13 protein-coding genes are annotated in these 17,881 nt (G+C 63.1%); 1 reads left to right on the top strand and 12 read right to left on the bottom strand.

Going from position 1 to position 17,881, the window contains the following annotated elements; genetic code table 11:
• The 10 genes from H281_RS0132505 to H281_RS0132460 form a co-directional block, all read right to left on the bottom strand.
• A partial coding sequence (locus tag H281_RS0132505; protein ID WP_020071307.1) for a beta strand repeat-containing protein occupies positions 1–3,248 on the bottom strand: 3,248 nt, incomplete at its 3' end.
• A gap of 635 nt (positions 3,249–3,883) precedes the next feature.
• Complete coding sequence (locus H281_RS0132500) at positions 3,884–4,300, bottom strand: CopD family protein (RefSeq protein WP_020071306.1); 417 nt, start codon at positions 4,298–4,300, stop codon at positions 3,884–3,886.
• 204 nt (positions 4,301–4,504) lie between these two features.
• The gene (locus tag H281_RS0132495; RefSeq protein WP_020071305.1) at positions 4,505–5,776 is read right to left on the bottom strand and encodes a glutamate-5-semialdehyde dehydrogenase; all 1,272 of its coding nucleotides are present in this window, start codon (positions 5,774–5,776) and stop codon (positions 4,505–4,507) included.
• 272 nt (positions 5,777–6,048) lie between these two features.
• A complete protein-coding gene (gene holA, locus H281_RS0132490; protein ID WP_020071304.1) occupies positions 6,049–7,173 on the bottom strand; it encodes a DNA polymerase III subunit delta in 1,125 nt (374 codons plus the stop codon).
• Positions 7,174–7,209: 36 nt separating this feature from the next.
• Complete coding sequence (locus H281_RS0132485; RefSeq protein ID WP_020071303.1) at positions 7,210–7,764, bottom strand: LPS-assembly lipoprotein LptE; 555 nt, start codon at positions 7,762–7,764, stop codon at positions 7,210–7,212.
• A 91-nt stretch (positions 7,765–7,855) separates the two neighbouring features.
• Positions 7,856–10,447 carry a leucine--tRNA ligase gene (gene leuS / locus H281_RS0132480; RefSeq protein WP_020071302.1) on the bottom strand — a complete coding sequence of 864 codons (2,592 nt, stop codon included), beginning with the start codon at positions 10,445–10,447 and terminating at the stop codon, positions 7,856–7,858.
• A 147-nt stretch (positions 10,448–10,594) separates the two neighbouring features.
• Positions 10,595–11,026 (bottom strand): ExbD/TolR family protein, encoded by a 432-nt coding sequence (locus H281_RS0132475; protein WP_020071301.1) that lies wholly within the window; start codon positions 11,024–11,026, stop codon positions 10,595–10,597.
• Positions 11,027–11,077: 51 nt separating this feature from the next.
• Positions 11,078–11,788 (bottom strand): MotA/TolQ/ExbB proton channel family protein, encoded by a 711-nt coding sequence (locus H281_RS0132470; protein WP_020071300.1) that lies wholly within the window; start codon positions 11,786–11,788, stop codon positions 11,078–11,080.
• A gap of 57 nt (positions 11,789–11,845) precedes the next feature.
• Positions 11,846–12,643 carry a 4-hydroxy-tetrahydrodipicolinate reductase gene (dapB, locus tag H281_RS0132465; RefSeq protein WP_020071299.1) on the bottom strand — a complete coding sequence of 266 codons (798 nt, stop codon included), beginning with the start codon at positions 12,641–12,643 and terminating at the stop codon, positions 11,846–11,848.
• Positions 12,644–12,834: 191 nt separating this feature from the next.
• A complete protein-coding gene (locus H281_RS0132460) occupies positions 12,835–13,659 on the bottom strand; it encodes an outer membrane protein assembly factor BamE (protein WP_020071298.1) in 825 nt (274 codons plus the stop codon).
• Positions 13,660–13,817: 158 nt separating this feature from the next.
• On the opposite strand from H281_RS0132460, the gene fur reads away from it, so the two are divergent.
• On the top strand, positions 13,818–14,246 hold the full coding sequence (fur, locus tag H281_RS0132455; protein WP_012434340.1) for a ferric iron uptake transcriptional regulator: 429 nt from the start codon (positions 13,818–13,820) through the stop codon (positions 14,244–14,246).
• A gap of 256 nt (positions 14,247–14,502) precedes the next feature.
• On the opposite strand, the gene gap is transcribed toward fur, so the two are convergent.
• Together gap and tkt are read right to left on the bottom strand one after the other, a co-directional pair.
• Positions 14,503–15,513 (bottom strand): type I glyceraldehyde-3-phosphate dehydrogenase, encoded by a 1,011-nt coding sequence (gap, locus tag H281_RS0132450; RefSeq protein ID WP_020071297.1) that lies wholly within the window; start codon positions 15,511–15,513, stop codon positions 14,503–14,505.
• Between the two features lie 107 nt (positions 15,514–15,620).
• The gene (tkt, locus tag H281_RS0132445; RefSeq protein ID WP_027805134.1) at positions 15,621–17,642 is read right to left on the bottom strand and encodes a transketolase; all 2,022 of its coding nucleotides are present in this window, start codon (positions 17,640–17,642) and stop codon (positions 15,621–15,623) included.
• Positions 17,643–17,881: the final 239 nt, after the last annotated feature.

Raw genomic sequence — 17,881 nt, 5'->3', positions numbered from 1 at the left:
ATGTCAGCTGCACCATTGCCCGAAATGTTGATCGAGCCGTTCGGATCGACGATCACGCCCGAACCATTGGTCGAGTTGCCGGAAATGTTCGCCGTGCCGTTATCCGTCACGTTCACGCTGCCGTCGATGACCGCACCGTTGCCGTTCGTCGAGGTGCCGTTAATGTCAGCTGCACCATTGCCCGAAATGTTGATCGAGCCGTTCGGATCGACGATCACGCCCGAACCATTGGCCGAGTCACCGCTGACGTTCAGCGTGCCGTTGTCCGTCACATTCAAGCTGCCGTCGATGACCGCACCGTTGCCGTTCGTCGAGCTACCGCCGATGTCAGCCGCGCCGTTACCCGAGATGTTGATTGAGCCGTTCGGATTGACGATCACACCCGAACCGTTCGTCGACTGCCCCGAAATGTTGACGGCGCCGTCGGCCGCGACGTTCACGCTACCGTTGATAACCGTCGCATCGCCGCTGTTCGAGTTACCGGAGATGATCGCTGCGCCGTTGCCCGACACGTTCAGACTAGACGAATCCGATACCCCGGTTCCCGTGTTGGAGTCGCCGTTGATCGTCAGCGTGCCATTGCCAGACACCGAGTTGGGCGCAGTAATCGTCACTCCAGGCCCGCTGTCCGAGGTGCCCATAACGTTGACCGCTGAATTGCCCGAGACATTCGCGCCGTAACGTTCCCATACGCCGTCCTGCGTGCCGGTTCCGACCACGTTGACCGTGCCGTTGTCCGTTGTCGTGGTGTTCGGCATGATCACGCCGTGGCCTGCGGTGCCCGTACCCGTCATATTGATGACGCCGTCGCCCGACGCCGTTGCCGCGCCCTGGTACCACAGACCCGACGTTCCATGCCCGTTCATATTGATGTGGGCAGTGTCCGTGGCCGTCGACTGCCAGGCACCTTGCGCACCCCAGCTCGTATTGGAGTTGGCGTCGAGGTTGATCGTCGCATTTTGCGACGCGAGAAGAGCACCGTCGTAGTCAACGAAACCGACGCCTGTGTTCGAAGATGCCTGGATGTTGACGGTGGCGTTGTCCGAAGACTTGATCTTGGCACTGAAAGTATAGCCGGATGCGATAGCCGTGGAATCGATGCCAACCCCCGGCCCTGTTTGGGATGTACCGGAGATGTTGAGCGTTGACGACTTGTCGGCGACCGCATTGCCAGACACGTACACGCCGAGGCCACTGTTGCTCACGCCGGTGATTGCCAGCGTACCGTTATCCGTAACGGACACACTGGAGGCTGTGGACATACCGGGCCGCCCAATCGAGACACCGTAACCAGCAGTCGAGGAGCCCGTAATGCTCATCAAACCGCTGCCCGTCTTCGTGAGGCTTGCGCCCGGAGTCAGGCTTACGCCCGTACCAGCGTTAGACGTGCCGGTCACTGTGAGCGTGTTGCTGCCAGTCGCGGTGAAGTCTTTCGCGAACGTAACGCCGGCACCTGCGTTGGCTGCGCCGGTAATGGAGCCACCGCTCACATTCGTCCAATTACCTTGCAGATACACCGCATTCGCACCGGCCAGACCGTTACCTGCGGTCGAGTTGCCGCTGATGGTCAGCGAACCGCCGTTTAGGTCGTAGCTGGCATTCGCGTTGTCATGCACCGTGCCGTTGCCGAGATGACCTGCGTCGGCAGTTGCATTCAGGCTCAGCTTGCCCGAGGTAGAAGAGATCGCGCCTTGCAGCGAAATACTGCCGTTGGCGATCAGCGTGAGGGTGGCATTACCGCCTGCGCTCTTGGTGATGTCCGCACCCGACTCCTGCACGATGTTGCCGGTGGCCGTGCCCGAACTCAGCGTCGTGATCGTCACGTCCGTGCCGCCGTTCAGCGCACTGTTGATCGCACCGTTATTGACCTTTGCGGTGTTCGTCGAGGGCGTGAACGTACCGCCCGCCACCGCCTCATTGGCGTTTGCCGCCGTGGTGATGTTCACGTCCGTCGGATCGATCAGCCACTCGCCTGCCTTGCCTTCCGGCGCGGCCGCGCTCACCTGACCTTGCACGTCGAGGCTATGACCCGACGTTTCCACGAAGCCGCCGTTGCCATGCGCCGAACCCGCGTCGATCTTCGCGCCCGCATCCACTTGCGTGAAGTTCGCGAACTGCACGCCGTCCTGCAGCATGGCCGCCGCTTGCGTGCCGTCGAGCTTATGCAGGCTGTCGCCGCCGACAATCACCTTACCGCCTTGCGTCGCGCCGCTCGCATCGATCGACGCATTGCCGAACACGCCCACGCGGTCACCCGACAGCACCACCGTGCCGCCCTGGCCCGCTGCGTTCGACGCGTCGATCTTGCCCGTTACCGCGACATCGCCCGTGTTACCGGCATCCGCGACAACCGTACCCGCGCGCACCACACCCGACAGGTTCACCACCGTGTTGAGCAGCGTGTTGCTACCACGCGCGGTCAGCAGCACCGTGCCGTTCTCTGCCTTGATGTTGCCGCTGTTTTCCACCAGCGCGTTCGCCGACGCGTTCGTCAGCGTCAACTGGATGCCCTGGCCGTTCGGCAGCGCAACCATCGCGCTGTCACCAGCGGCGAGCGCGACCTGGCCGCCTTGTGCGGTGGTGATAGCGCCGCTGTTGCGCACCTGGTCGCCCATCAGGACGACGTAGCCTTGCGCATTGATCGCGCCGTCGTTTACGACGCTGCCATTCGTTCCCGTGGACTTCAGCGAGAGCGGGCCGCCTGCCATGAACGCGTTCGAATCGACCGACTTGGTCGTGGCCAGCAGCGAGCCGACGTTGACCACCGAGCCTTTGCTGAACAACACGCCGTTCGCGTTCTGAATCAGCACCTGGCCGTTGGCGAGGAGCGAGCCTTGAATGTTGGAAGCACCACCGCCCGTCACGCGGTTCAACGCCTGTGCTTGCGCGTTCGGCTGATTGAATTGCACGGTATTGCCCGTGCCAACGTTGAACGAATTCCAGTCGATCACAGTACGTTGCGTACCTTGATTGACGGTCATCGTGTTGGTGTTTTGCGAAATGCTCGCCTGACCTGCCATCACCTGGCCGTTGGTGGGCAGCGACTGCGCGCGGCTCACCGACGGTTGAAATGCGACGAGCGCGACGGCCATGGCGGTCATCGTGGAAACGACGCCCAGTTCGCGGCCCGAAGGCCCCACGCCGGCGCTTTCACCTGCTTGCTTACCTTGACTCGCGACGTTTTCCGCAACAGCGACGAGCATGCCGAGACGTTTGCTAAATACCCGGCGGAACCGATTCTTGTTCATGAAAGACTCATAATTAAGTTGGACACACGACAACCGCGCACTGCGGCTCGACATTGAGCGAAGCTGGGCTATGGCCGTCGTGCTTTGCTAATGTTCGACGTTGAGAATATGAGATGCGTCCAACAGACAGAATCAGACGAGGACTAAAAGCGTCTCTTGCGGCGGCAGGCGTTTGCAGACAAACGTGGAGACAATGCGGCGCGCTTCGGCCGTATAGGCGGGCTTGCCGTCTAGCAGCCTGGCGGCGAGAGAATGGAAGAGCCCGTGGGGCGCTTGCGCGATGGACGCAAGCAAGAGATTCGATGAGAAGCGAGTCCGCCGATATTAGCGGCGAAGGATGCCGCGCACGGACAAGCGCGGCAAACCTGCCGCACCACAATTCAGAAAAGTCTTAACCAACGCGGCAGGGTTCAGCGCCTGAAATCGATGAGGAAGCGGAAATTTAGGATGCCCACAGAGTGTGCGGACCGCTTCCAGGGAGCGCGCTTCACGCATTCATTCTTGCAGCCGAGCGGCGGGGAATGTCGCGTCGCTGAAGTCAAGCCACTACGTTACTTGTCACGCCGCGAGCGACACTACCCGCAGCGAGACATGCGAACAATAAGTCATCCGACACGCTACGCGTGTGACTCACATCAGAACGGCTTGATGACCACCAGCGCGACCGCAGCCAGCATCCCAAGCACGGGCAGTTCGTTGAACATCCGATACCACTTGTGCGTGCGGCGGTTCTGCCCGCGCTCGAATGTCCGCAGCAACACGCCGCAGTACGCGTGGTAAATCACCAGCAGCGCGACGACGCCGACCTTCGCATGAATCCAGCCCTGTCCTTGTCCGATTCCCACGACGAGCCAGAGCCATAACCCGCAAATGAGCGCCGGCACGGCGATAAACGACATGAAGCGAAACAGCTTGCGCGCCATGATCAGGAGACGCTTCACCGCCGCCGGCTCGGTTTCCATCGCAAGGTTGACGAAAATGCGCGGCAAATAGAACAGACCGGCGAACCAGGAAGCGACCAGAACGATATGAAACGTCTTGATCCAGAGCATCGGATGTCCTTGGGTGCGTGTTGAGTGTTGTAACCAGCGTGTCGTGGTCAGCCTGTGGTGACAGCCTGTTGTGACCAGCGGCGGCAATCATGGCGGCCATCCGTCGCGACGCACAGTGACCGACGGTCGCGGCAACGCCAGGAGGTGTAGACAGGCGGACAAACGTGGCCGCGTTGCACGGCCACGCTTACCATTGAATAGCGCTTATTGGCGCCCTTCGCCATGTCCGAGCACGACGTACTTCAGCGACGTCAAACCTTCCAGCCCCACCGGGCCGCGCGCATGAAGCTTGTCATTTGAGATGCCGATTTCGGCGCCAAGACCAAACTCGAAGCCGTCGGCGAAACGGGTCGATGCATTCACCATCACGCTTGCCGAATCCACTTCGCGCAGGAAACGCATGGCGCGGTCGTGGTCTTCGGTGACGATCGCGTCGGTGTGTTGCGAGCTATAGGTATTGATGTGCTCGATCGCCGCGTCCAGATCGTCGACCACCTTGATCGCCAGCACCGGCGCGAGATATTCGGTGCGCCAGTCATCTTCCGTTGCATCGACCAGCGGGCCCACGCCCGCGCCGGCCAGCACCGCACGCGCCGCCGCGTCCACGCGCAACTCGACTTCTTTCTCGCGATACAGCTTGCCAAGAGGCGGCAGCACCGTCGATGCGATACCACGCGCGACGAGCAGCGTCTCCATTGTGTTGCAGGTGCCATAACGGTGCGTCTTGGCGTTGTCGCAGACCGTCAGCGCCTTCGCGAGATCCGCGCGGTCGTCCACGTACACGTGACAAATGCCGTCGAGGTGCTTGATCATCGGCACTCGCGCTTCGTTCATCAGCCGCTCGATCAGACTCTTGCCACCGCGCGGAACGATCACGTCGACGTACTCGGTCATTGTGATCAGCTTGCCGACCGCGGCGCGGTCCGCGGTCGCGACAACCTGCACGGCGTCCTGCGGCAAACCGGCAGCTTCGAGCCCCTCGCCGATCAGCTTCGCGAGCGCCGTGTTGCACTCCAACGCTTCCGAACCGCCGCGCAGGATCGTGGCGTTGCCCGACTTCAGGCAGAGTGCGGCGGCGTCGATCGTCACGTTCGGACGCGATTCGTAGATGATGCCGATCACCCCGAGCGGCACGCGCATCTGCCCGACCTGAATGCCGCTTGGCCGGTACTTCAGATTGCTGATCTCGCCGATCGGGTCGGCGAGCGCCGCGACCTGGCGCAGGCCTTCGACCATCGTTTTCAGCGCTTTGTCCGACAAAGTCAGCCGGTCGATGAAAGCCGCGTCGTGGCCTTTGTCGCGTGCCCGCGCGAGGTCACGCGCGTTGGCTTCCTTGAGCAACGCGGCGTCGCGCTCGATACCCGCTGCGACCGCCGCGAGTGCCGCGTTCTTCGCGGCCGTCGACGCCCGCGCCATCGCACGCGAGGCCTGGCGGGCGCGGCGGCCGAGGTCGGTCATGTACTGGTCGATATCCATGTGATTCTCGTGATGGCGCGCACGTCGACGTGCGGCGCAAAGGCTGATTAGCGAATGATTCAACGATTGTAAGTCGGGGCAACGCGCTCTGCTTGCGATGGTGGCCAGCGCTATCTATGCCGCGGAAGCCGCCAATCTTCAGCACGCGAAGCCAGGCAGGGTAAAGCGAACTCGTGGTCCGGACGGTTTAGCCGTCCGCCAGAGCCGCGGCGCTCGTCACCCCTGCTTGTGCCCACACCGAATGTGACCACGGCCTGGCCCGCATGACCGGATCACGCCGGCCTGCGTGCGCCCGCTGCGGCCCCGGCTGCGCCCCGAGGTCGCGGCGGCGGAACAGGCGCCGTTTTCGGCGACGCGACCGTCATCGCGAGTTCAAACAAGCCGTGCCAAGGATCGGGCGGCGGGTCATTGCGATGATTGCCAGGCGTGCCACCCGACAAACCCTTGACCTGGCGATCGAGCCGCGCCGCCAGCGCCAGCGCTTTTTCCAGCGAGGCCTCGGTAACGCGTGACAAAGCCGGCCCGATCAACCGCTCGCGCGGACCCCACACGCGGTTTTCGCGCACCAGCATCGCGAGCGGTTTGCCGGCCGCGACGCCGCGTTTGATGCGCAAAAGCGTACGCAATTCTTCGACGACCGCCCACAGCACGAGGACCGCCGCTTCGCCTTCGCCGCGCAGTCCGTCGAGCATGCGCGACAGACGGCCGACGTCGCCCGCGAGCATCGCCTCGTTCAGCTTGAACACGTCGTAGCGCGCGACGTTGAGCACGGCGTCGTGAATCTGCTCGAAACTCAGCGAGCCGGCCGGATAAAGCAAGCCGAGCTTCTGAATTTCCTGATGCGCCGCGAGCAGGTTGCCTTCGACACGCTCGGCGATAAACGCGAGCGCGCGCCGCCCTTCTTCCCCAGCGGCGACCCGCTGGCCTTGCGCCGCGAGCCGCTGGCCGACCCAGTTCGGCAACTGCGCGCGCTCGACCGGATCGATTTTCAACGCGACGCCCGCGTCGGCAAGCGCCGTGAACCAGGCGGATTTCTGCGTGGCCGCGTCGAGCCGCGGCAGCGTGATCATGGTCAACACGTCGTCATTGACGGCGGCCGCCAGCGCTTTCAGCGCATCTGCGCCTTCCTTGCCGGGCTTGCCCGAGGGAATGCGCAGTTCGACCAGTTGACGGTCACCGAACAGCGACATCGACTGGCTCGCGCCCAACAGCGAACTCCAGTCGAAACCGCGCTCCACGGTGAACACCGAGCGATCGGTGAAGCCGGCCGCGCGCGCCGCCGCGCGAATCCGGTCGCACGCTTCCTGCGCGAGCAGATGCTCGTCGCCGTACACGACGTACAGTCCGGCGAGTCCCTTGGCGAGATGCGCTTCGAGCGCGTCAAGTCGCAGTTGCATGGCTATGTATTTCTCAGATCCCGTCGACGCCCGCGCTCACAGCGGCGGCGGCGGCAAAGGCGCGCGCGGCACGACGGCCGGCACCTGCTCGCCCGGCGCCGGATGCAGCGAGCGCACGCTCGACAGACGGCGCGTGAGCTGGTCGATCGCGTCGTTTTCCATATCGGCGAAGAGGATGTCCGACTCGGCGGCTTTCGCTTGCGAGTACTTGTCGCTATAGGTCATCGCGCGGTTCAGTGCGATCACGCTCGGCGGAATCAGCACCGTGCCGTCCTTGCCGATCAGCGAGTAGTTCATGGAGAGATTCAATTGATACTCTTCCACGACGCCCAGCGAGTTCAGCGTCAGCGTGCTGTAGCCGCGGCCTTCGGTAATCTGCAGCGTAGCGTCCGCGCTGGTCACCGAGTTCACCACGACCGTGTCGCTGCCGCCTTGCACCATGCGCGCGAGCCGCGCGTTCGCCGATGCCGAACCGCCGGCGACGAACAGGCGCTTGAACGCATAGTCCTGCTGGCCGCGCAATTGGAAGCCGCACGCGGACAACATCAATACGCTGCAAGCCAGCGTCAAAAAAAACGATCTGCGAGTCACATTGGCTCCTGGTTCGCAGTGGGTTCCCGGCGAGAGGCACGCGCCGCCGCACGCGACGGCGCCATGCCTGTTGACAGATGCTGCTGGATCGTCAAACGACCACGTTCACGAGGCGGCCCGGCACCACGACAATCTTCTTGGGCGCCTTGCCTTCGCTGAATTTCGCGACCATTTCGTGGGCGGCCGCCAACTGCTCGATCGATTCGCGCGACGCGTCTTTCGACACCGTCAGCGCGCCGCGCACCTTGCCGTTCACCTGCAGCACGAGTTCGATCTCCGATTGCTCGAGCGCCTTCTCGTCGACCTTCGGCCACGGCGCGTCGAGCAGCGAACCGAACTCGTCGGCGTAACCGAGTTCCTGCCACAGCTGAAACGTGAGGTGCGGCACGACCGGATACAGCACGCGCAGCATCACACCATAAGTTTCGCGCAGCACAGCAGGCTGCGCGCCCTTTGCGCTGTCGAGCGCGTTGAGCATTTTCATCGCGGCCGACACGACCGTGTTGTACTGCAAACGCTGGTAGTCGAAGTCAGCCTGTTTGAGCACGCTGTAGATTTCGCGACGCAGCAGTTTGTCAGCGTCGGCGAGTTGCGCGGCGTCGAACTGGCCGCCTGCGCGCAGCGCAGCTTCGTTCGCGTGACCGAAGCTCCACACGCGACGCAGGAAGCGGCTCGCGCCTTCGACGCCCGAGCCCGACCACTCCAGCTGCTGCTCGGGCGGTGCGGCGAACATGACGAACAGACGCGCGGTGTCCGCGCCGTGCTGATCGATCAGCGATTGCGGATCGACGCCATTGTTCTTCGACTTCGACATCTTCTCGACGCCGCCCAGCACGACCGGCAGGCCGTCCGAGTTCAGCACGGCACCGACCGGGCGGCCTTTGTCGTCGAACGAAACGGTGACGTCGGCCGGGTTGTACCAGGTTTTCTTGCCCGTGGCGTCTTCCCGATAGTAGGTTTCGTTGAGCACCATGCCCTGCGTGAGCAGGTTTTTCGCCGGCTCGCCGAACTTGACGAGACCGAGGTCGCGCATCACTTTCGCCCAGAAGCGCGAGTACAACAGGTGCAGAATCGCGTGCTCGATGCCGCCGATGTACTGGTCCATCGGCGCCCAGTAGTCGGTGCGCTCATCGACCATGGTCGGTGCGCCCGGCGATGCGTAGCGGTAGAAGTACCACGACGAATCGACGAACGTGTCCATCGTGTCCGTCTCGCGTTTGGCCGCGCTGCCACAGGTCGGGCAGGTGCAGTTCACGAACGCTTCGGACTTCGCGAGGGGATTGCCCGTGCCGTCCGGCACGAGGTCCTCGGGCAGCACGACGGGCAGGTCTTTTTCCGGCACCGGCACGTCCCCGCACTCCGGGCAGTGGATGATCGGAATCGGCGTGCCCCAGTAACGCTGACGCGACACGCCCCAATCACGCAGACGCCACGTGATCTGCTTGTCGCCCAGACCCAGCGCCTTCAGGTCGGCGGCGATCGCGTCTACTGCCTGTTCGTAGTTCAGGCCGTCGTACTTGCCGCTGTTGACGAGCGTTCCGCCCTTCTCGCCGTACCACTCTTCCCAGGCCTGCGTCGAAAACTCCTTGCCTTCGACCGCCACCACCTGCTTGATCGGCAGACCGTATTTCTTCGCGAACGCGAAATCGCGCTCGTCGTGCGCCGGCACGCCCATCACCGCGCCTTCGCCATAAGTCATCAGCACGTAGTTGCCGATCCACACTTCGACCGGTTCCTGCGTGAGCGGATGCTTGACGAAAAAGCCGGTGCGCATGCCCTTCTTTTCCATGGTCGCGACGTCGGCTTCGGCCACGCCGCCGCGCTTGCATTCGTCGATGAAAGCCTGCAGTTCCGGCTTGTCTTGCGCGAGACGCGTGGCAAGCGGGTGCTCAGCGGCGACCGCGGCGAAGGTCACGCCCATGATCGTGTCGGCGCGCGTGGTGAACACACGCAACAGCTTCTGTTCGCCGTCGATTTCATACGGGAAACCGAAGTTCACGCCGAAGCTCTTGCCGATCCAGTTCTGCTGCATGATCTTCACGCGCTCGGGCCAGCCGAGGCCTTCCAGATCGTTCAGCAACTCGTCTGCGTACTGCGTGATGCGCATGTAGTACATCGGGATTTCGCGCTTCTCGACGAGCGCGCCCGAGCGCCAGCCGCGACCGTCGATCACCTGCTCGTTCGCGAGCACCGTTTGATCGACCGGGTCCCAGTTCACGGTGCCGGTTTTCTTGTACGCGATGCCCTTTTCCAGCATCTTCAGGAACAACCACTGGTTCCACCTGTAGTAATCGGGGCTGCAGGTGGCGACTTCGCGCGACCAGTCGATCGCGAGGCCCATGGACTGCATCTGCTTCTTCATGTAAGCGATGTTGTCGTAGGTCCACTTTGCCGGCGGCACGTTGTTGGCCATCGCGGCGTTTTCCGCCGGCATGCCGAACGCGTCCCAACCCATTGGCATCAGCACGTTGTAGCCGTTCATCCGCAGATAGCGGTACATCACGTCGTTGATCGTGTAGTTGCGCACGTGCCCCATGTGCAGCTTGCCCGACGGATACGGCAGCATCGAGACGCAGTAGAACTTGGGCTTGTCGGTGGTTTCCGATGTCTTGTACGCGTCGATGGCGCGCCATTGCCCTTGCGCGGCGGATTCGACGTCGGAGGGAACGTATTTTTCGTGCATGGTGTGATGGGATCGCTGGGTTCGGTGCTTCCGCACCGGCCGCTTGGTGCTTTTGCTGGATGAAATGGCGTCGTTTCCCGTACTGCGGGGAAAGGGCTGATTATACCGTTCGCGGACGGCTGCGCCGCGTGGCGAGCGCCCGCGCGCCTACTGCTGCGCGCCTGGTGGCGGTGGGTCGGTCACGAACCCGATGCGCTCAAGACCGGCCTGCTGCGCGGCGCCCATGACCTGCGCGATCGCCTCGTAGCGCGTATTGCGCTCGGCGTGCAGATGAATTTCGGACTGGTCGGCCTGCTTGCCGGCTTGCGCGAAGCGCCCGCGCATCTGGTCGAGCGTGATGACGCTGCCGTCCCAATAGAGCTTGCCCGCGGCGTCGATTGAAAGAGAAATGGTTTGCGGCGTTTCGCGCGCCGGCGCCGACGCGACCTTCGGCAGATCGAGCCGGATCGCGTGCGTGAATAAAGGCGCGGTAATGATGAAAATCACCAGCAGCACCAGCATCACGTCGATCAGCGGCGTCATGTTGATCTCGGCCATCGGTGCAGCCGTCTGCCTTTTCTCCAGTCCGCCGAACGCCATGCCGCCTCCTATGTCGTGACGCGCGCCTAGTGCCGATTGCGCTTATTGCCCTTAGTGAGTCGTGGCCTGCGGACCGCGCACCGGCGCTTGCGGCTGGCCCACGGGCGCGCACACGTACGAGTGCAGGTCGTGCGCGAATCCGTCGAGTTCTTCCGACAGCTGCCGCACGAGGCGCCCCAGCACGTTGTAGGCGAGCACTGCGGGAATCGCCACCACGAGACCGAAGGCCGTCATGATGAGCGCCTCGCCGACCGGCCCGGCGACGTTCTCGATCTGCGCCTGACCGCTCGCGGCAATGCTGCCGAGCGCGTGATAAATGCCCCAAACGGTGCCGAGCAGGCCGACGAAAGGCGCCGTGCTGCCCACCGAAGCCAGCAGCACCTGGCCGAATTCGAGCCTGCGCTGCGACGCATTGAGCGCCTGACGCAGCGCGCGAACCACACGCTCGCTGCGCTCGACGCGCGCAAGCAGTGCGCCGGGAATATCGACTTCGGCTGCATGGAGCGCCGCTTCTGCGAGCGGCGCGAAAACGCGCTCGCGGTCGGCGCGCTTCAATTCGGCGACACCTTCCGCGAGGGTCGGCGCCTGCCAGAAGCGCGCGACAGCGCGCGTCGCCTGACGTTTGGCCCGCACCAGCACCCAGGCCTTGACGATCAGGAAGCACCAGCTCGCAATCGACATCGCCAGCAGCACATAAGCGACGCCATGCGTGATCGCGTCGCTCGTTTGCAGGTAATGGATGATGCCGCTGCCGCCTGCCATTTGATTTCGCCGGGGAAAAGTGAGTTCGTGCGGATAAATAAGCCGCGCGCGCCGCGTTTAGCGCAGGCCGAGCACGTCTTGCATGTCGAAGAAGCCGGTCTGGTGGCCTTCGAGGAAGCGCACGGCACGCAGCGCGCCCTGCGCGTACGACAGGCGGCTCGCCGATTTGTGCGTGATTTCAATGCGTTCGCCTATACCGGCGAACAGCACCGTATGGTCGCCGACGATATCGCCGCCGCGGATCGCCGAAAATCCGATCGTGGACGGATCGCGCTCGCCGGTCACGCCTTCGCGGCTATAGACCGCGCAGTCGTCGAGATTGCGCCCGAGAGCGTTGGCGATCACTTCGCCCATTGTCAGCGCGGTGCCCGACGGCGCATCGACCTTGTGACGATGATGCGCCTCGATGATCTCGATGTCGTAGCCGGTCGCGAAATGCTTCGCGGCGTACTCGAGCAGCTTGAGCGTAACGTTCACGCCCACGCTCATATTCGACGCGAACATGATCGCGATGTTGTCCGCCGCGGCGCGCAGTTGCGCCTTCTGCTCATTGTCGAAGCCGGTCGTGCCGATCACCATTTTCACATTGTGACGCTGCGCGGCTTCCAGATGCATCAGCGTGCCTTCAGGGCGCGTGAAGTCGATCAGGTAATCCGATTCCGCGAACACACGTTCAATGTCGTCGGTCAGCATCACGCCCGTCTGTTTGCCGAGAAAGGCGCCGGCGTCCTGACCGAGTTGCGGAGAACCCGCACGGTCGAGCGCGCCCGACAGCGTGGCGTCGGAATCGTTGAGAACGGTTTCGATGAGCATGCGGCCCATACGGCCCGATGCGCCAGCAATCGCAATTTTCATGGCTACGAGGGTTCGAATGACACAGCCCGGCAGAGGCGGGCAAAAGCGGCGGCGGGCAGCACGCCCTCGCACCGCGCGGGACTGGAACAGCAGAGAATCCGACGGCGCCGCGCGAAGCCCGAAGCGACTTTGGAGTGACACTCCACGGCGGGCGAATGCGCAGCGGCCGTCTTAAAACAAGGACAGCGCTATTACTGGCTCGTTCCCGAAGTGGACGGCGTGCCAACCGGCGCGTTCTGCGTCGGGCCGCTGCTTTGCGAGCTCGTCGGCCCGACCGGATTGTCCTGCGACGACGGCGATTGCGGCGGCGGTGGACGGTGGAACTGGAACTGCGGCTGACCACCGGACGTCGGGCCTTGCGGCGGGATGCCGCCGGCATTCGCGGTCGGAGCGGTTGAGCGCACCGACGACGGCGTGTTACGCGACGGCGCTTGCACCGCATTCGTCGCACGATTCGCGGCTTGAGCGGCTTCAGCGTTCGCGTCGGTAGACGGCGCGGCCGCTGCGGCAGCACCTTCGACGGACGGCGAACGCGCGGTGTCGACCGTGACCGGCGCCGTGGCTACCGGCGCGCTTGCCTCGCCCGTGCTGCTCGCTACGTTCGCCGCAGCGGCCTTCTTACCGCGCTTGTCACCGTCGATCTCAGCGAGCAGTTCGAGGTTGGACGGCAGATCTTCGCCGCCGCTCCAGCTGGCGACGCGATCGCCGGCGAAATTGACCACGAAGTCGCGCTGCTGCACGACGTTAGTCGAGCCGCGCTTGAAATAGAACACGTAGTCCCAGCGATCTGCGTGGAACATGTCGGCGAGGAGCGGCGTGCCCAGCAACTGACGCACCTGTGCGCGCGACAGGCCCACCTGCATTTGCGCAGCGGCTTCTTTCGAAACGAAGTTGCCTTGCACAACGGTAATCCGGTACGGCGTGATGCTTTGAGCAACCCGCTGGGTGAGGCTGTCGTACGTGGAACATCCTGCAAGAATCGCGACAGCCGCAACAGCGGTCAAGGTACCCCGCATGCGGCTCCCCCGGTAGATCAGTTGAGATTTTGAAATCATTTCACTCACCGTGCGGGCCCGCTGACGAGCCGCGCGAGTTTCATTCCATCGAAGATGACCAGAACGGCAAAAACACATTACTATGAGAGCCCAGCATTGTACTCTAGGGATCCCTTGTCATGACCAATCCAACCGATCTCAAGAACATCGGGCTCAAGGCGACCCTTCCGCGCCTCAAAATCCTCGAGATTTTCCAGCACAGCCCGGTGCGTCACCTGACGGCCGAAGACGTGTACCGCAACCTCCTGCACGAGGAGCTCGATATCGGTCTTGCCACCGTCTATCGTGTGCTGACGCAATTCGAGCAGGCCGGCCTGCTCTCGCGCAGTAATTTCGAATCGGGCAAGGCTGTCTTCGAGCTGAACGAAGGGTCGCACCACGACCATCTGGTGTGCCTCGATTGCGGCCTCGTCGAAGAATTTTTCGACTCCGAAATCGAGAGTCGTCAGCAGTCCATCGCGAAGGAACGCGGCTTCAAGCTGCAGGAACACGCACTGGCGCTCTACGGCGCCTGCACCAAGGAAAACTGTCCACATCGCAAGCATTGACGCGGTGCCGGCCGTGTCGGGGGGCGCGGTCGAACAATCAGCAATCAGCAGAAAAATGGCCCGACCGGGTTGAATCGGCCGGGCCATTTTTTTTGGTCGGGCGAATTTCTTTGCCTGAAACGCGGCGGCGTCCGGCGTCTATTTCGACACTCGGCAGGCGTAAAAAAGCCGCTCCGAAGAGCGGCTTTTTTTGCGAACCGCGCTAAACCGAACCGCCGACGTTACAACGACGGCGTCCGGAAAAGCATAGAACGGCTTACTTCGCGTTAGCGAGCGCCACGGCCGTGTCCAGCATGCGGTTCGAGAAGCCCCACTCGTTGTCATACCAGCTCGACACCTTCACCAGGCGGCCCGACACCTTGGTCAGCGTTGCGTCGAACGTCGACGAAGCCGGGTTGTGGTTGAAGTCGATCGACACCAGCGGCGCGTCGTTGTAGCCGAGGATGCCCTTCAGCGCGCCTTGCGACGCTTCCTTCATGATCGAGTTGACTTCCTCGACCGTGGTGTCGCGTGCGGCGATGAACGACAGATCGACCACCGACACGTTGATGGTCGGCACGCGAATCGCGTAGCCGTCCAGCTTGCCGTTCAGTTCCGGCAGCACCAGGCCGACAGCCGACGCAGCGCCCGTCTTGGTCGGGATCTGGCTATGCGTGGCCGAGCGCGCGCGGCGCAGGTCTTCGTGGTACACGTCCGTCAGAACCTGGTCGTTCGTGTACGCGTGAATGGTCGTCATCAGGCCGTTCACGAGGCCGATCTTGTCGTTCAGCGGCTTGACGAGCGGCGCGAGGCAGTTCGTCGTGCACGATGCGTTCGAGATCACCGTGTCCGATGCCTTCAGCACGTTGTGGTTCACGCCGTAGACGATCGTTGCGTCGACGTCCTTACCGCCCGGTGCCGAAATGATGACCTTCTTCGCGCCGCCCTTGATGTGCGCGCTTGCTTTTTCCTTCGTCGTGAAAAAGCCCGTGCATTCCATTACGACGTCGACGTTCAGCTCGCCCCACGGCAGCTCAGCCGGGTTGCGGTTGGCCAGCACGCGGATCTTGTCGCCGTTCACAACCAGGTAGTCGCCGTCCACCGACACTTCGCCGGGGAACTTGCCGTGCGCGGTGTCGTATTGCGTCAGGTGAGCATTGGTCTTGGCATCGCCCAGATCGTTGATGGCGACGATTTCGATATCGTGCTTCTTGCCGTTTTCATAGAAGGCGCGCAGCGTGTTGCGGCCGATCCGGCCGTAGCCGTTGATTGCAACGCGAATCGTCATGATCTATCTCCTGATGACTAAAAAAATACGTTGATATTCGTCTGACCGGCTGCGTTGCCGCGCGTTCGTGCTCCTGCTTCAGCCGTGCGGCAACGCTTTGCTTCAGATCAGCCGAGTGCGGCTTTGGCCGTCTCTACCACGTGTTCGACGGTGAAGCCGAAATGCTTGAACAGCACGCCAGCCGGGGCCGATTCGCCGAACGTGTCGATGCCGACCACGCCGCCTTCCAGACCCACGTACTTGCGCCAGAAATCCGTCACGCCCGCTTCGATCGCGACACGGCGGACGCCTTGCGGCAGCACGCGTTCGCGGTATTCCGCATCCTGCTTGTCGAACACCGTGGTGGACGGCATGGAGACGACGCGCGCCGCGATGCCCTCGCGCGCCAGCGGCTCGACCGCCTTGAGCGCCAGTTCGACTTCCGAACCGGTGGCCATCAGGATGATTTTGCGCGCAACGATCTCGTCGTTCCAGTCGCGCAGCACATAACCGCCCTTCTCAATGTTAGCGATCTGCGCGTCCGTGCGCTCCGAGAACTGCAGGTTCTGACGGCTGAAAATCAGGCACGACGGGCCATGGTGTTCGACCGCGTGAGTCCACGCCACCGCCGTTTCGACGGTATCCGCGGGACGCCACACCTGCAGATGCGGAATCAGACGCAAGCTCGCTACGTGTTCGACCGACTGGTGAGTCGGGCCGTCTTCGCCGAGACCGATCGAGTCGTGCGTGAACACGAAGATGGACGGCGCCTTCATCAGCGCGGCGACACGCAGCGCGTTGCGGCTGTAGTCGGAGAACGTCAGGAACGTGCCGCCGAAAGCCTTGAAGCCGCCGTGCAGCGCAACGCCGTTGATCGCGGCGCTCATGCCGAACTCGCGCACGCCGTAGTTAACGTAATTGCCTGCCGCGCGGCCTTCGCCGTTCACGCGAACGGGCTTCGCGGCCTTCCAGTTGGTCAGGTTCGAGCCGGTCAGGTCGGCCGAGCCGCCGAGCAGTTCCGGCAGCACTGCGGACAACGCCTCGATGGCCTGCTGCGATGCCTTGCGCGTCGCGACCGTTTCGGCACGCTCGTTCGCGCCGGCGATGATCGCCTTCGCCTTTTCCTTCCAGTCAGCGGGCAGTTGCTTGCCCATACGACGCGTGAACTCAGCCGCTTCTTGCGGATATTTCGCCGCATAAGCCGCGAACGCCTTATCCCAATCGGATTCGAAACGCGCGCCCGCTTCCTTCGCGTCCCACGCTGCGTAGACTTCCTGCGGAATCACAAACGGCTCCCACTTCCAGCCGATGGCCTCGCGCGTGGCCGCAATTTCCTTGTCGCCGAGCGGCGCGCCGTGCGAGCCGTGGCTGCCGGCTTTGGTCGGCGCACCTTCGCCGATCACGGTCTTGCAGCAGATCAGCGTGGGTTTGTCCGATTGCTTGGCCTTCTTGATGGCGGCGTCGACTGCGTCGACATCGTGGCCGACCACGTTCGGAATCACGTTCCAGCCGTACGCTTCAAAGCGCTTCGGCGTGTCGTCGTGGAACCAGTGCACCACTTCGCCGTCGATGGAGATGCCGTTGTCGTCGTAGAACGCGATCAGCTTGTTCAGCTTCAGCACGCCCGCAAGCGAACACGCTTCATGCGAAATGCCTTCCATCAGGCAGCCGTCGCCGACGAACACATACGTGTGGTGGTCGACGATCTTCGCGTCGGGCTTGTTGAATTCGGTGGCGAGCAGCGACTCCGCGAGCGCCATGCCGACCGCGTTCGCCAGACCCTGGCCGAGCGGGCCGGTGGTCGTTTCGACGCCCGGCGTAATGCCGTATTCCGGGTGGCCCGGCGTCTTCGAATGCATCTGGCGGAAGTTCTTCAGTTCGCTGATCGGCAGGTCGTAGCCGGTCAGATGAAGCAGCGAGTACAGCAGCATCGAACCGTGGCCGTTCGACAGAACGAAGCGGTCGCGGTCCGCCCATTGCGGGTTCTTCGGATTGTGGCGCAGATGGCGCGACCACAGGGCCACGCCGATTTCGGCCATGCCCATTGGCATGCCGGGGTGCCCGGAATTCGCTTGTTGAACGGCGTCCATGGACAGCGCGCGGATTGCGTTGGCCATCAAGGAAGTGGGTGCGGGAGACGGGGTCGTCATGTCGAGTCCGGAGACAGAGTCAGAAAGCGGTGCGCGCTTGAGGCCCGGAAGCTCGGCGGCCAGTCCGCTTCGGCGCACGGTGCGGCGCCGGAAGACGCGAAACGGGCAGAGCAAACGGACAAGGCTGAAAGCGTGCCATTCTAACAGAACGTTGTCTCCCTCCCTGTGCGCAAAGCCGCATGGCGGGCGCCGCCCGGTGCCTCCAAAGAGCCGCTGACTCGTTCCGCATCGTGGGGCGC

Origin of the sequence: Paraburkholderia caledonica, assembly GCF_000383275.1 — a bacterium.
Lineage (GTDB): Bacteria > Pseudomonadota > Gammaproteobacteria > Burkholderiales > Burkholderiaceae > Paraburkholderia > Paraburkholderia caledonica.
The sequence above is the reverse complement of the archived record's forward strand: the minus strand, read 5'-3'. Positions and strand labels throughout refer to the sequence as shown.

Excerpts from the sequence above, each read along its gene's own strand:
- H281_RS0132460 (WP_020071298.1), bottom strand. The coding sequence starts at position 13,659 with ATGCGGGGTACCTTGACCGCTGTTGCGGCTGTCGCGATTCTTGCAGGA.
- H281_RS0132470 (WP_020071300.1), bottom strand. The coding sequence starts at position 11,788 with ATGGCAGGCGGCAGCGGCATCATCCATTACCTGCAAACGAGCGACGCG.
- fur (WP_012434340.1), top strand. The coding sequence starts at position 13,818 with ATGACCAATCCAACCGATCTCAAGAACATCGGGCTCAAGGCGACCCTT.
- leuS (WP_020071302.1), bottom strand. The coding sequence starts at position 10,447 with ATGCACGAAAAATACGTTCCCTCCGACGTCGAATCCGCCGCGCAAGGG.
- holA (WP_020071304.1), bottom strand. The coding sequence starts at position 7,173 with ATGCAACTGCGACTTGACGCGCTCGAAGCGCATCTCGCCAAGGGACTC.
- tkt (WP_027805134.1), bottom strand. The coding sequence starts at position 17,642 with ATGACGACCCCGTCTCCCGCACCCACTTCCTTGATGGCCAACGCAATC.
- gap (WP_020071297.1), bottom strand. The coding sequence starts at position 15,513 with ATGACGATTCGCGTTGCAATCAACGGCTACGGCCGGATCGGCCGCAAC.
- dapB (WP_020071299.1), bottom strand. The coding sequence starts at position 12,643 with ATGAAAATTGCGATTGCTGGCGCATCGGGCCGTATGGGCCGCATGCTC.
- H281_RS0132495 (WP_020071305.1), bottom strand. The coding sequence starts at position 5,776 with ATGGATATCGACCAGTACATGACCGACCTCGGCCGCCGCGCCCGCCAG.
- H281_RS0132475 (WP_020071301.1), bottom strand. The coding sequence starts at position 11,026 with ATGGCGTTCGGCGGACTGGAGAAAAGGCAGACGGCTGCACCGATGGCC.
- H281_RS0132500 (WP_020071306.1), bottom strand. The coding sequence starts at position 4,300 with ATGCTCTGGATCAAGACGTTTCATATCGTTCTGGTCGCTTCCTGGTTC.